The sequence below is a fragment of the Agrobacterium sp. ES01 genome (assembly GCF_050320885.1).
Classification (GTDB): Bacteria; Pseudomonadota; Alphaproteobacteria; order Rhizobiales; family Rhizobiaceae; genus Allorhizobium.
Window position 1 is genome coordinate 597,563 of the sequence record NZ_JBNQTH010000001.1, and the last position, 14,867, is coordinate 612,429.

Annotated in this window: 13 protein-coding genes and 2 tRNA genes; 4 read left to right on the top strand and 11 right to left on the bottom strand. The window is 56.1% G+C overall.

Annotated features, from left to right (window positions below; genetic code table 11):
* Positions 1-141: 141 nt before the first annotated feature.
* The 7 genes from ACQQ2Q_RS03100 to ACQQ2Q_RS03130 all read right to left on the bottom strand — a co-directional run bounded on the left by ACQQ2Q_RS03100 (position 142) and on the right by ACQQ2Q_RS03130 (position 8,379).
* The gene (locus ACQQ2Q_RS03100) at positions 142-3,183 is read right to left on the bottom strand and encodes an ATP-binding protein (protein WP_428185555.1); all 3,042 of its coding nucleotides are present in this window, start codon (positions 3,181-3,183) and stop codon (positions 142-144) included.
* A 3-nt stretch (positions 3,184-3,186) separates the two neighbouring features.
* Positions 3,187-4,140, bottom strand: a complete 954-nt coding sequence (locus tag ACQQ2Q_RS03105; RefSeq protein ID WP_428185556.1) for a response regulator — start codon at positions 4,138-4,140, stop codon at positions 3,187-3,189.
* Between the two features lie 570 nt (positions 4,141-4,710).
* Positions 4,711-5,559 carry a hypothetical protein gene (locus tag ACQQ2Q_RS03110; RefSeq protein ID WP_428185557.1) on the bottom strand — a complete coding sequence of 283 codons (849 nt, stop codon included), beginning with the start codon at positions 5,557-5,559 and terminating at the stop codon, positions 4,711-4,713.
* A 340-nt stretch (positions 5,560-5,899) separates the two neighbouring features.
* Entirely contained in the window at positions 5,900-6,601 is a 702-nt protein-coding gene (locus tag ACQQ2Q_RS03115; protein WP_428185558.1) for an FkbM family methyltransferase, read from the bottom strand.
* A gap of 391 nt (positions 6,602-6,992) precedes the next feature.
* Positions 6,993-7,646, bottom strand: a complete 654-nt coding sequence (locus ACQQ2Q_RS03120) for an FkbM family methyltransferase (RefSeq protein ID WP_428186470.1) — start codon at positions 7,644-7,646, stop codon at positions 6,993-6,995.
* A 278-nt stretch (positions 7,647-7,924) separates the two neighbouring features.
* On the bottom strand, positions 7,925-8,194 hold the full coding sequence (locus tag ACQQ2Q_RS03125) for a hypothetical protein (RefSeq protein ID WP_428185559.1): 270 nt from the start codon (positions 8,192-8,194) through the stop codon (positions 7,925-7,927).
* 108 nt (positions 8,195-8,302) lie between these two features.
* Positions 8,303-8,379: transfer RNA gene (locus tag ACQQ2Q_RS03130), tRNA-Pro, on the bottom strand.
* 330 nt (positions 8,380-8,709) lie between these two features.
* On the opposite strand from ACQQ2Q_RS03130, the gene ACQQ2Q_RS03135 reads away from it, so the two are divergent.
* Positions 8,710-9,111 carry a hypothetical protein gene (locus ACQQ2Q_RS03135; RefSeq protein ID WP_428185560.1) on the top strand — a complete coding sequence of 134 codons (402 nt, stop codon included), beginning with the start codon at positions 8,710-8,712 and terminating at the stop codon, positions 9,109-9,111.
* A gap of 93 nt (positions 9,112-9,204) precedes the next feature.
* On the opposite strand, the gene ACQQ2Q_RS03140 is transcribed toward ACQQ2Q_RS03135, so the two are convergent.
* Both ACQQ2Q_RS03140 and ACQQ2Q_RS03145 read right to left on the bottom strand, forming a co-directional pair.
* Positions 9,205-10,173 (bottom strand): flagellin, encoded by a 969-nt coding sequence (locus ACQQ2Q_RS03140; RefSeq protein WP_428185561.1) that lies wholly within the window; start codon positions 10,171-10,173, stop codon positions 9,205-9,207.
* Positions 10,174-10,555: 382 nt separating this feature from the next.
* Positions 10,556-10,630 (bottom strand) — tRNA-Gln (locus tag ACQQ2Q_RS03145).
* A gap of 207 nt (positions 10,631-10,837) precedes the next feature.
* Between ACQQ2Q_RS03145 and ACQQ2Q_RS03150 the strand changes: the two genes are divergently transcribed.
* The 3 genes from ACQQ2Q_RS03150 (at position 10,838) to ACQQ2Q_RS03160 (ending at position 12,757) form a co-directional block, all read left to right on the top strand.
* Positions 10,838-11,398: a type 1 glutamine amidotransferase domain-containing protein gene (locus ACQQ2Q_RS03150; protein ID WP_428185562.1), complete on the top strand. Its 561-nt coding sequence runs from the start codon at positions 10,838-10,840 to the stop codon at positions 11,396-11,398.
* Positions 11,399-11,540: 142 nt separating this feature from the next.
* On the top strand, positions 11,541-11,837 hold the full coding sequence (locus ACQQ2Q_RS03155) for a cupin domain-containing protein (protein ID WP_428185563.1): 297 nt from the start codon (positions 11,541-11,543) through the stop codon (positions 11,835-11,837).
* Positions 11,834-12,757 (top strand): MBL fold metallo-hydrolase, encoded by a 924-nt coding sequence (locus ACQQ2Q_RS03160; protein ID WP_428185564.1) that lies wholly within the window; start codon positions 11,834-11,836, stop codon positions 12,755-12,757. Before ACQQ2Q_RS03155 ends, ACQQ2Q_RS03160 begins: the two co-directional genes overlap by 4 nt.
* Positions 12,758-12,766: 9 nt before the next feature.
* Here the strand turns inward: ACQQ2Q_RS03160 and ACQQ2Q_RS03165 are convergent, their stop codons facing one another.
* Together ACQQ2Q_RS03165 and ACQQ2Q_RS03170 are read right to left on the bottom strand one after the other, a co-directional pair.
* Positions 12,767-13,690, bottom strand: a complete 924-nt coding sequence (locus ACQQ2Q_RS03165; protein WP_428185565.1) for a DUF1499 domain-containing protein — start codon at positions 13,688-13,690, stop codon at positions 12,767-12,769.
* Between the two features lie 109 nt (positions 13,691-13,799).
* Positions 13,800-14,705 carry a hypothetical protein gene (locus tag ACQQ2Q_RS03170; protein ID WP_428185566.1) on the bottom strand — a complete coding sequence of 302 codons (906 nt, stop codon included), beginning with the start codon at positions 14,703-14,705 and terminating at the stop codon, positions 13,800-13,802.
* Between the last annotated feature and the right edge of the window lie 162 nt (positions 14,706-14,867).

Genomic DNA, 14,867 nt, shown 5'->3' on the forward strand with positions numbered 1-14,867 from the left:
ATCGTTATGCAGATAAACTACATAACGATGAAAATAGCGAAATAAGGGTTTTTGGCAAGTGCGACTGCAGTGACCGCATTTTTGGCAATTGCCGGCACCCAGCGAGAAAATGCAGGTGGCTGACACAGCCGCTATAGGAACTTACCCGACGGCCCGGTCTTCCTTTTGAACGACAAGCAGATCGATCTGTCTGAGCGTCGCTTCAAAGGCGGTCTGCATTTTTTCAAAAATGGATGCCAGTTCGGTCTCGGATGGTGCATCCAGCATGCGAAGATGCTTTTCCATCTTGGCCGCCAGCGCCGAGAGGCCGACAGCACCGATCATAGCGCTGGAACTCTTGATTGTGTGCGCCGGCAGAATTGCCAGTTTCTCGTCGCCGTTGTGCAAAGCCTGCCGGATCGCCTCCATGTAGTCGGCTGTATCATTGCGGTAGAAGGACATGAGCGTATCGAACTTCTTCATCGATGCGCGGGTTCGCTTGAAGACGACGACATCCATGATCGATAGGTCCTGATCACTGCCCTGCTGCATGGGCGGCGTTTCAGCCACCAGCGTCAGTTTCGGCAAAGCGGTATCCGGGCTTTGAGAGATCTCGGTTCGCCGCACCTCTTCGACGGTCTCCAGCGGTGACGGGATAGCCAAAGGCTGGTTGGCTTCCTCGACGGGTGTCGCCGTGGCTGGCGCAGTGCTGACGGCTGGTCCTGTGCGGTTCCTGGTCAGCCCGCCAAATTCATCCATTGTGACCAGACGTTCGAACATGTCGCTTAAGCTTTGGGTCTGCAGCGGCTTGACAACGAACTCGTCCATGCCGGCCCTTAGACATTTCTCCCTGTCGCCCTTCAGCGCATTGGCCGTGAGCGCGACGATCGGAACGCGGCGAATCCTGTCTTCCAACATCAACTGACGGAGAATTTCGGCTGCCTCGTATCCGTCCATGTCCGGCATCTGGCAGTCCATGAAAATCAAGTCGAAATCACCTGTCTGTGCGACAGAAATGGCCTTGCGTGCATCCGTGACCGTGACCACCTGGAAACCGTATTCACTCAGGAACTCCTCGGCGATCAGCAGATTCACGTGGTTGTCATCGACCAGCAGCAGCTTGTAACCGTCAAACCGGCGCGTGGACCTTGGCGCGCGCTTCGCGGCCGCTTCTGGCGAGATCAGTTCGTCTCCATCCGCCATAACGCGCATGACGGTTTCCATGAGGCCCGTGGGCGCAAAGGGTTTGACTACGACACCATCGAAAGCAACGTAATTCCGGTTGCTTTGCATTTCGCCCAATATGACCGATTTGGCTGCCGGCGCGATCTTGCCCTTGATCGCATTCCATTCGTCCTTGGCGTGATGCACATCCCCGTCATCGTTGAACAGGATCAGGCTGAAGTTCTCGCGACCGCCTTCCGGTCCCGCCAAAAGACGACTGGAAAGATCCCGTGTGTAGCGGAAGCGTTTCGGTCGGACGCCCGCATTGGCAAGGGCCTTGTCGACAATGGCTGCAACACCGTCGGAATTGCTGACAATGGCAATATCGCCAAACTTCCAGATTGGCATCTGCTCCTGTTGTTCGACAGCAGCCGGCAGCGAGACATAGAAGGTGGAGCCCTTTCCGCGCTCGCTTTCAACCGTGATGGTTCCGCCCATGGCATCGCAAAGCTGTTTGCAGATGGCCAGTCCCAGGCCCGTGCCCCCGTAATTGCGTGTGGTTGCCGCATTGGCCTGGCTGAAGCGCCTGAACAGGCGATCCGCCTCTTCCTGCTTCATGCCAATACCCTGATCTCTGACCGCGATAACGACATGGCCCTCCCCCGATTGCGAGGGCGTGAAGGAGACCGACACGACAATTTCGCCCACCTCGGTAAACTTGATGGCATTCGATACGAGATTGGAAAGGATCTGGCGCAGGCGCATGGGGTCGACCACCACGGCAGTGGGCACGTCAACATCGATATCCAGCAGCAAGCCGATGCCCTTGGCGCGAGCATTGGCGGTGAAGAAGCTGAGCGTTTCGCGAAGCTGGGCGGGCAAATCGATGCGGACCGCGTCGATGGCCAACTGACCGCTCTCCAGCTTCGACATGTCGAGAATATCGTTCAGGATGCCCAGCAGTGTCATGCCCGAGGTCTTGATCTGATCGGCATAGCGTTGCTGCGCCGGTGTCAGACTGGATCTGGCAAGCAATTCAGACATGCCCAGAACGCCATTCAGCGGCGTGCGGATTTCGTGGCTCATATTGGCCAGAAATTCCGACTTGGCATTATTGGCCACACGTTCGCGTTCGGCTGCCTGTTGCAAGGTTTTTCGCACGGCCTGATTGCGGAATTCCGCCATGATGAACAACCCGGTCGCAATCGAAGACAGGGTCAATATGCCGAGCACGAAGAACAACAGCGTTGCTCCGCCCTTGAAATCGCCTCTCAGTTCGAGAACCATGTTGAGATTGTTGGAGGCGAGCACGGGAACGGATTTGGTCTGCGACATGACCAGTTGCAGCAGGCTCCTGTTGTCGACCTGCTCGATCTCCAGTTCGCGATACATTCCATCGGTCGTATAGTGGACCCCGACCAGTTGCGCATTGCGCAATTCGGCAGCCGACTGCACCAGAAGCTGATGCATGTCGATGACCGCATAGGTCACAAGAAACGGATCAAGATGGGATCTCAGCCCCAGCGCATTGGGTGCCCTGGTACTTTGAGCGAAAACCAGATCGTCCTCGCTCAATCGGCTGAAAACCGAGGCTGGTTTGAAGGCTTTTGCGAAGAATGCAACCTGACCGGGCTGCGCGTTCAACGCTGCGAGAATCTCCGGGAAATCAGCCGCTTTCGGATCCATATGAGATGTTTGGCTATAATAGATCTGCGGCGAACCTGGATGATCGGAGCGGACATAGCCAAGCTCGGTCATATAGGGTGACACCCGACTGATCCGACTGAGCTTGGCCTTGATCTGATCCTCCATGCCCGATGCGACAAAGGTCGACAGATCCTTCAAGCGGATGGCCACCGTATCCAGTTTCTGGCGCACCAGTTTCGATGCATTGTCGGTGTCCTGTTCAAAATCTGCCATGCTGACCCGCACGGCAGAAATGACCAACCAGGCCAGCAGGGATGCCGTCAGGACAAGTATCAGCGCAACGAGAAAATATCTCGGACGGATGGCTATCCGTGTCGTTCCGTCAGCCGTCATGGACTAGCACCTGAATGCCTGTCGCAATTGCATGATTGCCGTCGCTTCGTTGCCCGCCTCATTGTAGGTCAGGCCGTCGAAAATGAAATCCACTGCCCGCGCGATACCGCGACCACACAAGGCCGAAGGCGAAGGCGGTCCATCCACCAGACAGGGCTTCCAGTCGAAGCCCGGACCGGGATCCTTGACGGTGAGGACGAGCGAATCCGGACGTCTGAGCATGTTTGCTTCGACGATGCCGTGCCCATATGCCGGATCGCGGGCGCGGTCGGCCATCGCCTGCAGCCAGGTGCCGTTTGACAGCAAACGCTCCTTGGTCTCCCTGTTGAAGCGCAGCAAGCCATGCTCCACGGCGTTTTGAACGAGTTCGTAGATACCCTGAATCACCGTTTCCGGATGGGGATGGACATTGGCCAACAGACGACAGACGCGTTCAACCTCTGACGCCTTGGACAGGGTGGTGCGCAGGATCTGCACATTGGCGAAACCCGCTTGCAGACCCTGGGGTTTCTCGGCGATGACCTGCATGCGGCGCGAACGCTGCATCGCCGAATCCAGCACCGATCTGACAATTTCAGGGATGACGGGTTTGGAGAGATAATAGAAGGCTCCCGCCTCGATGCCGGACGCGATTTCGTCCACTTCCATGGCCCCGGTCAAGATGACGATCGGAATATCGGCAGCCTTCGGATCGCGCTTGAGCCGGCGCGTCAGTGCCAGGCCGTCCATCACCGGCATCAGCCGGTCCGTGACCACCAGATCCACGCAACCGGGATCTTCTCGCAGCAGGGCATAGGCATCGGCGCCGTTTTCCGCGGTATCGACGCAATAGCCGAGGCTCTCGAGAAGGGCCTTCAAAATCTGAATGCCGATCCGGTCATCGTCAACCAGCAGAACGCGTCCGCCGCTCGAGGAAAATGTCTGGGTTTCCGTGGGTGGAGCGACGTAGTCAAGCATCAGAGTTCTCCTGAAGCTGCGCAAATGCCATGCTGTCGAAACGGAAGCCTGCCGTAGGCGAACTCTCGGCTTTCATCGGATGCCGTGCCAAATGGGCGCCCGAAGATGGTGCGCGGCATTGCGACAGGCGTGTGAGACAGCCAAGGCCTTGAATGGCCAAATTTCCGGCGTGCTGCATTGCTGTGGGGATGTGGGGACGCAGAGACATTGTCGAAGACGGCAAAAGCCAATCGGAATCCGATGCCATATCCGACACGATGATCTTTCCGACTGCCGCCATTGACGCCTCCCTTGCCATGGGCAAAGGGATATCATGCACATCATTAAGAACTATCTAATTTAGATTCTGTTGAATCTATTTTAGCGTGCTTTTTGATAAGAATACATATTTATAAGTGTTCTACTGAACATGCCGGCACCGGCTTGGACGGGCAGAACAAATGCACAGGCTGCACCGGAAAATCGTAAGATTGATTGCCGCTAGAAACTCTATACCAGGATGTATTGGACCGGTTACCAAAGCCGGAGCATGGGCATCTGCGAATTACAAAGCGGACATCTTGATATTCTTCAACGCCAGAGCGTTTTGAGTTTTTTGAAGAGATTCTTCGTGCGGCTCTTTGATCTAACACTCAGGGATATCAAGGGGACATCGAACAGGCGCGATGCGGCGACGACAAAGCCTGAGGTGTGGCCGTAAACGCTGTAGCTTTTTGCCTTCTTGGCATGACCAATCAGAAAAAAATCGCCCATTGTCTGTGCAATGGTTGTCGTGTCAGAACTTAGGCCGGTATGGACCGGTATTGCGTCGCTGACGCGGAAACACTTCCTGTGATTGCGGATATATTCCTGAAATTCCAGTGAGTCCGTGATGACAATATCGTCGTGTTCTCCATGCCGGTCCAACGCTTGTATGGCACGCCGCAATTGGGATTTTTCCCCTCGAACCAAACCCGCATCCCCCAAGCGGAAGTGGAAGATATTGTAGGGCTCGGACGGCATGACCTGTGCCAGATGCTGCTCGAAGATTGGGTTTGGCGTCATGACCTGGCGAACCAATTTGCTCCAGTCGGCCGACGACTCCGCTGGCCAGTTGCGACCACCATTGGTGTTAAGGACCAAGCGGTCGCTGACAGCGAGGGCATTGGTGAGACGTTCCGACACCTCCTCCGGAGGGCCGAACGTCCAGAATTCGACATCGCCGGGGTCGGCGCCAACGCTGTTGGCAGGCGTGAATATATTTGAGACAGGATGACCGGTTATATCGAGAACATAGCCAGCACCTATGGCCTTGCAGGCATCGAACAGAACATTGGAGCCCCGGAGCAGATCACCAATACCCCAGAATCCGTCTTTTGCGGTCTGCTCATAGTTTCGGGCTTTTTGGGTCCAAGCCTGGACGACAATCTTTTCTGCCACGTTCTCTCTCGATCTTCGCGTTCCCCACGGTCGGGTGCTTCATCGCAACAAGGTTTGATGGCGTCAAGCACAGTTGTAGCTCGGACAAAAACAGCTTCGCGATCGTCGGCATTGGGCTTCGATCTTGCGCAATCAGCCGGCTGGAAGCATTGCGCGCGACAAAGTCGAAAAGCCCGTCAAGCAGATGCCTCCTTACGAATACCAGCACGCAGGAAGCTGAACAGCGGGTTTGCCAGACAGATTAATATTGTCGAGTGGATGCGGAAACTGCCGGTTTGGTTGTGACGATGCTGCGACTAGGAATAGATCCGCCTCATTCGGCATATATCGACCGAAGCAGTCAAGCCGACATTGCTCCGGTTCGAAAAAGGAGATCAAGCTGCAGCAATTCGTTCGTTCGTGGATGGCGCCAGCCATTCCATGCGTCGACCAAGAGAAAACCTAATTCCTTCATCTTTAAAATTGCGTCGGGCAGAGTCATTTCGCCTTCGTAGACTTCCGATATTGCAACCTCCATCCGTATGGAATCAATCCGACCGATAGCACCGAGCGCGCCTTCTACTACGTTTTTCTCATAACCCTGTGTGTCAATTTTCAAATGAATGATATCGCGGTCCGAAGCTATGCCAGGAAGAACTGTGTCCAGTCTCTTCACCGGCACCTGTATGGTGGCCTCGTACGTTGTAGGCTCATGTATGGAGGTTAGAAGCTCCGTGGTTTTCCGTAACGAACTGGAGGCCCTGCTTTTGGATACTCCCATATCCGCCATGCTGTCTGTATCGCCGAGCGCCATATTAAGAGCGGACCATTTCGAGTCGGAAATGGCGGATTTATGCAGTTCTTGGAAACAGTCCGGTAGCGGCTCGAAGGAAATGATCTGCCCGTCCCAACCGGCGGACCGGAGACCCCGCGCCGTCTGCCCGATATTCGCCCCCACATCGAGATACAGGGTGGTGCCGCGCGATTTCAGGAACCTGACCTCGTCAAGCGCCATGCTTCCAATGCGCTTCTTTTTCCAGAGGCGGCTAAGCCCAATACCCATATTAGTCTCCCAGCCAGAAAATCAGGCGGTGTTTATTGAATAAAGCGATGGTTATTAGCGCGAAAAGATGAGGATGCGGCTTGCTCACCTAATTCGGACTCTAATCTGTCGAATTGTTTATGCGTAAGGAGAGCCGATGGCTCTCCAATACTCACCGACATCGTGCTAATATTGGTCAAAAAACTTGCCGGCCGATGAGGTTACAGTCGTGAGACCCGACTCGGATATCGGATGCAGTCATGCAATACAACGACAATCGATACGTCCTTGTTTGCGAGAAGCACTACCCAAAACGCCCAAACTGCGAGCGCTGGAGTCTCGGGGCGATGAACGTTGCAGCGATTACACCGCTGACCGCTATTAGCCCACTGCCTGTCCTCGCGGACCTACGTTATGAATTCTCGCGACGATACCACGCGTCGAAATTCGAGAAATCCCTGTGCACCCTTTCATATCCGTTCTCGAACAAAATACTATCAATTTTCACTTCATCTTCTGTGAAATTGTGCTCTACCGAGAAAAGCGACACCTTGTACGTCTCAAAATCGAACGAATTTAATATGTCGAGCTCGTTACCCTCTGTGTCTATGCTCATGTAGTCTATTATCATAGGCGCTGCGTTTTTCTCTAAGAGTTCATTTACATTCAGGGATGGCATTTCTATCTCAACATAGTCCTTCCGGCGATGGGCCGCATGCATGTCTTTTTGTGAGGCGGAAGACAAACTGGATAGTTCTGGCGTATTGATCAAGAAGCGCATCGTAACATTGGTACCTGTCACTTTATCTATAGGCTGCGTACACAGGCTCGCTTTTCGTCTAGATAAGATCGGGATTGTGTGAGTTGGATTGGGCTCCACCAGGATGCCATTCCAGCCAAAATCTTTTTCCAAGATATAGGTGTTGCTCAGAGAAATGCCGTCAAAGGCACCGATCTCAACAAAGAAACCACCTTTCTTTTCATTCGTCTCGTGCACCACCCAGCTATCTTGATGCAACTGCGCGGTGGACTGTTTCAGAGATGGGAACGGCGGCTGGGCCTTCATTTTTTTCAACCCGAGAAATCTTCGCAAACCCAATTGCCTAACCTCCTAAAAATCCAAAGATTCGAATTCTGCGTTGTTGGCGCCCCCAACGGCTAGCTTCGGGTCTTAAATTGTTGTCAACGCCACTTGTAAGGTTCGACAAACAGTAAATTCTACCTGCAGGGCCGGATACACAGGTGGACGGGCAATCTCGAGAGTACCTTGAGCCGCGGAATACATCCCCCACCTAGCTACCCTGGGTGCCATCTCATGAAAGAAAAACACATGATTGGACCGGCTTACGTGGCGCTTTCGCTCACTAGAGGCAAATCAAGCCCCGCAAGCCATGACCAGAACGATGCGTTCCCTTGCGTGTTGAAGATAACCATACAAAGATGCCCTCCAACAACCAAATGAATTTCAACGGAGCGTTGCTTAAAAGAGGCGCGCTGGTTGTAGTCGTCGTTTCTGAAAGGAGTTGCAGTGTCGTCTATGGATCCGTCGATCGTAAGGCGCTCAGACACACCATTTGCGGTCTCTTCTTCGAGTTCCAGCACGGTCAGCACCATCTTTATGGCTCGATAGACATTAGCTGAACGCTGTCGGCTTTCTCGGATATAGGTTGTAGAAGAAGGAAAAAGTCAGCGGAAAAACGAACTGATACAATCAATTCAAGCTGGTCGGAGTGGCAAGATTCGAACTTGCGACCCCCACGTCCCGAACGTGGTGCGCTACCAGACTGCGCTACACTCCGCGACCAGCGGCGTTTTCATAAACCAGCCTTTTTTCATGCACAAGCGGGAATGTGAAAAACATACGACGAAAGTCTCAATTGTTGAGACCGGTATTCATCCGCCTGTGTGTCGGCCTCGTCGCTGTTGACGGGAACAACTGCAAACGTGACACGCTTGCATCAGATGAGATAATTTAACGGCAGGTCGCCTTGAGCGATTTCACCCGTGTACGAATGGGTTTACACGGGGGCTGTTGACGATGGGACTGGCACGGCGCGCCCTTGGACTTGCGGGCTTGCAGATTGCGCAATTCTCCTTCGTTTGAATTGTTCACTCTTAAGGGAAGACAGATGAATTTTCGCGCGACCGTCACCACAGGCCTGATACTGGCACTTGCAGGATGCACAACCACGGGCGTGCCACGCAATGATGTCGAAGCGCGCTGGAACGGGCAGCAGGCCGGGGCCTTCTTTGCCAAGTTCGGTCCGCCGATCAGCGACACGGCCGCCGGCGGCAGCACGCTCTACACCTGGCGTGGCGGATACCAGACACGGACGATCCCGGCGGTTTACGAGACCATCAATGGCAAGAAGGGCAAGATGCTGCATTCGGCCCGCACCGAATATGTGCGCTGCGAAGCGCAGTTGACCGTTTCCCCAGATTACGTGATCCGCAGCGTGCGTCTGGTGGTCGACAAACCCGGCATCGATGGCGGCCCGAGCTACTGCGAAGAATTCCTCGGCAAGCCATAAACGCAGCACGTCTTCCTGCCGACAGAGACACTGCGCTCCACCATCCGGCGCAGCGCAGTGTTCCCAGGAATGCCGTTTTCGTCGAGCGGGCGGTCAGGCCGACATCAACTCGAAGAAATCGATATAGGTCGTGTTGATCATGGACAGCGATTCCATGCCGAGCTTGCGCTGGGTTTCCAGCGCCTTGAAACGGGTCGCTTCCTCATTGAGATCGGCATCGACCATGCGGCCAACCCCATAGGTCAGCGAGTCCTGCAGATCCTTGACAAAGCTTGTCTGCAGCTCCACGCGCTTGGATAGCGCGCCCACGGAAGAACTGACATCCGTCACGCGTTCAGCCATCGCGTCAACGACGCTGATCATCTCCTCGATTTCCGCATCGGTGGTGTTTTCGCCGATGGTCATCTCATCATAGGTCGGACCATTTTCGCCATTGAACATGACCCATGTCCTGGAGGTGCCAAGGGCTGCGGCAAAGCCGCTTCCGGTCAGGATGCCGCTGTCGCCCGAGAGATCGTCGACGAGGAAATTGACGTCCGTGGTGCCCGCCGTTCCGGCGATCTCGTAATTGACATCGGTGACCTTGATCTCACCACTTGTTTCGCGGTGAAACGAGCCGACCAGCGACCGATCGCGGTCATCCACGGTTGAGGTGCGCCACATCCAGTTCTCGCCCGAGAATGAGGAAGCATGGGCGATGGTCTGAAGCTCCTGCTTGTAGACCGTCAGCTCCTCATTGATCTTGTCGCGATCGACACCCGGCTCGCGGGCCAGGACAAGACGCTGTTTGAACGCCGCCATGAGATCGGTCGCGCTCTCAAATCCATTATATGCGGTATCGACCACGGCGCTGGCCATTCCCAGGGCATCTTCCACTGCAGCCAAGGTCTGATTGTCGGACCGCATGGTGGTTGCGATCGACCAATAGGCAGCATCGTCACTGGCGGTGGCAACGCGGTAGCCGCTTTGCATGCGTGAAAGAGAGTTGTTTCGCTGGCTATCAGTGGAGCGAAGGATATCGAGAGCGCCAAGCGCCGCACTATTGGTATTGAAGCTAATCATGACACACTCACGCAAAAACAACATCAGACAGCTAACGCAACAGACTACGGAACCGCTGCATTCGCCAACAGAAACCTCCAACGCAATACTTGCTGAGGATGGCAGAGTTTATATATCTGTTAGGGTTAATAAAGTGCGTATAGGTCTCATTTTTTATGGTTAATACTTAGTTATACTCACAATCAACACTTCACTGGCCGTTAGCATTACCTAACTTCTTATTAAGACCATGTGCCGATGATCGGAACCCAGTGGATGATGTGGTGCGGGTCACCGGCCAAGCGGCGCGAGAAGGCGAGACGCCATGCCACGAGGCGGCCCGTAGACGCACGATTGAGCAGCGCCAGGCGTTATTCGATGGATCATCAAGGAAGAGAGAGTGTGGCTGGGGCGGGAGGATTCGAACCTCCGCATGCCGGTACCAAAAACCAGTGCCTTACCGCTTGGCTACGCCCCAAAACCCGATCGACGCGCAATTGGCGTTCGTCGATGGTGCTGCCTGATAGCAAAGGACTGGCGGGTGGGCAATATGCCCTGACGGTTTTTTACCGGCTTTCGTGCTTCACACGCGCTCTCTTCGACCATGGCAAAAATCGGGCGGGAACATCATGGCGGCCCAACGGTTGATTAGGCAGACCATTAGCAACCCGAAAAGGAGGACATCATGACCTCGATTACATCTTCGAACATTCTCATTATCGCCACGCACGGCTATGAGCGCTCGGAACTTCGCGTGCCCTTTGACAAGCTGAACGCACAGGGGGCCAAGGTCACCATCGCATCCTTGAAGAAGGAGCCGATCAAGAGCTGGGACGAGAAGAATTGGGGCGACACGATCGACGTCGATCTGACGATTGATGACGTCAATATCGCCGACTACGACGCCATCGTTCTTCCCGGCGGACAGATCAATCCGGATCTGCTGCGCAAGGAGGCCAATGCCGTCAAGCTGGTGCGTGACTTTGTCGACAGCGGCAAGGTGGTTGCAGCCATCTGCCACGCGCCCTGGCTACTGGTGGAGGCCGATGCCGTGAAGGGTGTTGACGTGACATCCTATTCGTCGATCAAGACAGATGTCATCAATGCCGGTGGCCGCTGGCACGACGAGGCCGTTGTGACCGACAAGGGCATTATCACCTCGCGTTCCCCTGAGGATCTGGATGCGTTTGTGTCCAAGATCGTGGAAGAGGTCGAAGAAGGCCGCCACGAACGCCGCGCGGCCTGAGGCCGCGTGTCGATCTCGATCCTATGGAGAGAGATGATCTTTCAAAAACAGGCGGTGGCTTTCGGGCCGCCGCCTTTTTCTTTGCCTGCCAAGGCCGGGCGCGATAACACTTCTGTCTCGTTCAGCATCAGGATCATTGCCCATGCCCGGTTATTCTGCTCGTATCCCCGCCCTTTCCACCGTCCTGCAAGACGATGCCAATGTTCGCATTACGCGCTGGGATTTCGAACCGGGTGCGGCAACGGGCCATCACATCCATGGCATGGGCTATGTGGTGGTGCCGCTGACAGACTGCCATTTCCTGATCGAGGACAAGGACGGCGAACGGCGGGTGACCAGTCAGGCCGGAGAGGCTTATCGGCGCGATGCCGGCGTGGAACATAATGTCATCAATGGCGGCGAGCGAGCGATGAGCTTTATCGAGATCGAATACAAATGAAGACGCCGGCGCCGGAGAGCCTGGAATTCGACCTGTCGTTCGAGCCGGCACACGGAACGGCTGTCCCTGTTGCGAGACACGTCCAGCGCATCACGGTCAACAATCCCTCCCCCTTCACTTTTCACGGTACCAACAGCTATATCGTCGGCGACAGGTCGGTGGCGGTGATCGACCCGGGTCCTGACGACGACGCCCATTTTGAGGCACTGATGGCGGCTTTGGAGGGACGGGAAGTAACCCATATTGCCGTGAGCCATACCCATAAGGACCATTCGCCGCTGGCGGGGAGGTTGAAGGCTGCAACGGGTGCCGTGATTGTGGCCGAAGGTCCGCACCGCGCATCGCGCGTTCTGCATGACGGCGAAAGCAATCCCTTCGGGGAAAGCTCGGATACGCTATTCATGCCGGATATCACGCTCCAGCACGGCGACAGGGTCGAGGGCGACGGGTGGACATTGGAGACGGTGCTGACGCCCGGACATACCGCCAATCATGTAGCCTTTGCACTTGCCGATAGCGGCATTCTTTTTTCCGCAGATCATGTGATGGCCTGGGCAACATCCATCGTTGCGCCACCCGACGGTTCGATGAGCGATTACATGGCTTCGCTCGAGCAACTGCTGGCGCGCGAGGACCGGATCTATTTTCCAGGCCATGGCGGGCCAGTCAAACAGCCCTCGGCTTTTCTGCGCGGCCTTCGCACGCACCGGCGCATGCGCGAACGTGCGATCCTGGAGCGGATCAAGGCGGGTGACCGCAAGATCGCCGACATGGTAAAGGTGATCTACGCCTCGACCAGTCCCAAGCTGCATGGCGCAGCAGCGCTCTCGGTTCTGGCCCATATCGAGGATCTGGTGGAAAAAGGCGCGATCACGACCGACGGACCGCCTAGACTTGACGGCGACTACCACCCGGCTTGAGCGAAACCATCACCCGCCGGCGATCCCCAGCAATTCGGCATCGAGAGCGTGAAGAAAGCGCTGGGCGATCTCGGCACTGAAGCCCAGATCATGCGGCCCGTAGCGGCTGGCCACGCGGATATCCACCAGTGTCGTTTCCGCTTCCTCGCGCAGCCGGATCACCGCATCGAAGGGAAAGCCGAAGAAGAAGCTGCGTGTATCGACCTGCAGACGCACGATACCCGGTGGATTGAGCGGAGATTCCACGCCCGGCGGCGCCGGTTCGGGGCGCGGTGACGGTACCGGGCCGACATCGGGCGCCACGGCGCCGCCCGGCGCTTCGACGGAAGCTTCCAGGTCTTTTTCCTGTTCGGGTGTGAGTTCCGGCGCGGCATATTCCTCGCCCAGACTTTCCATAACCTTGAAGCCGTTTTGCTGGGCAACCTTCAGTACCGCCTCATAAACGCGGTCCAGCGCGCCTTCATAGCGTCGACCGTTGAGGGCCGGATAGGCGATCAATTGCGCCTCGCGCATCTGCGGCGTGATTTCGGGGCGGTCGGGCAACCATTTCTGCGGTGCATCGGGCGTCACGATCCAGCGCGGTGGCTCCAGCAGATCGGTGGACACATCATAGATCGGCGGCAAAACGATGTAGCGGTAAGCGGCAAAGCTGACGAGTGCGAGTGGAAACAGGCCGAGGATCAGCCCACGTGCCGCCTTGAGGCCGCCATAAGCGCCGGAATACCACAACTGGCAAAGGCCAATGATGGCCAGCGGCACCGCGAATGCCGCCGGTATGGCCGCAACAAGTATAAGGCCGACAAAATCCGGATCTGTCAGGGGGCCAAAACGATGCCACAGGAAAACGACAACGAGCATGGTGATGGAAAAGACACCGAACTGACCGGCGAGACGGGCCGAGACGGAAACCGGGCGGTCGTAGCGGACTGACATGAAGGATCCATATGCTCACAGGGTCGCCGAAGCGGCTCGCCTTACTGTTTATCGGCGCAGCGGCGATGCGACAAGACGATCCATCGCGCAATTGCGACTTCGCTGCCTCCTACGGCTCGCCAGCGGAAGGATCGACCTGGATCATGGTGCCACCGCCCTGAGATTGAACGCCGACACCGGGCAGGATCTGTTCGGCATTGTCACCCATTGCAGGCACTTGCGGTGCAATCTGGAAGTCCGGCACGTAAAGCGAGGCGGTGACAATCATGGAAATCACGATCAGCCAGCTGCCGATAATGCGGGCCGGAATAGTGAGCCATGCGCCCCTGAAAGGGCGAAGCAGCAATGCCGGCGCAATGATCAGCCAGAGCGCGCAGAAAAACGCGCCTGAGGCAAAGTCGGCAATACCGACGCCGAGATCATCGAGCCCGATGAAGAGTGCAAGCGACAAGGAGACGATGGCTGATGCGAGAATGGCTGCATGGTCGCGCCATTTGCCCGGCAGCCAGAGCACCGCGCCGGAACAGAACACGGCGGCAGGTGCAACCAGGAACAGGACCTGCCCCAAGGGCGATTCCCGGATGACCGTAAAAATCGGGTCGAAGACGAGCAGCATGGGCAACATGACCGCGGCAAAGACCACGACGATCATGGCGGCGCGACGCGCGGTCCCGGCCATGGCGACGGCCACGGAAAGGCCGAGCATGGCCAGAACCAGATCGTAGACGGAGAGTGTGAACAGCCAGCCCAGTTCGAGAAAGCCGTAATCATGCGGCAGCACCTGGGAGAAAAAGACGATCAGCAGACCCGCTGCGAAGAACGCAGCGGCAAAGCGAAAGGTCGACGTCTGCATGATGGCACGGATGCGCGGCCATCCGGCTTTCGGTGCCTCAAGTTGCGCAACGCCTTCACGCAAAAGGCGGCGGCGCTCGGCACGGGAAAGCGCTGACGCTGATTGTGCATCCGTGTTGTCGACGGAAGCGATCTGTTGCTCATTGTTCTTCCGGCTTGCCATTCACTCAGCCAGTCCGGATGTCCACGAACTGCTCTTTATTTCAGATGATGCGGCTATTTCACAAAGCCGAGCTTATGTCATCATTGCAGCCTCCTCGCCAAGCTGCAAGGATCGGCTTTCTTCGATCAGGATCGGCAACCGCGCCGACGGCGCAAGGACAAA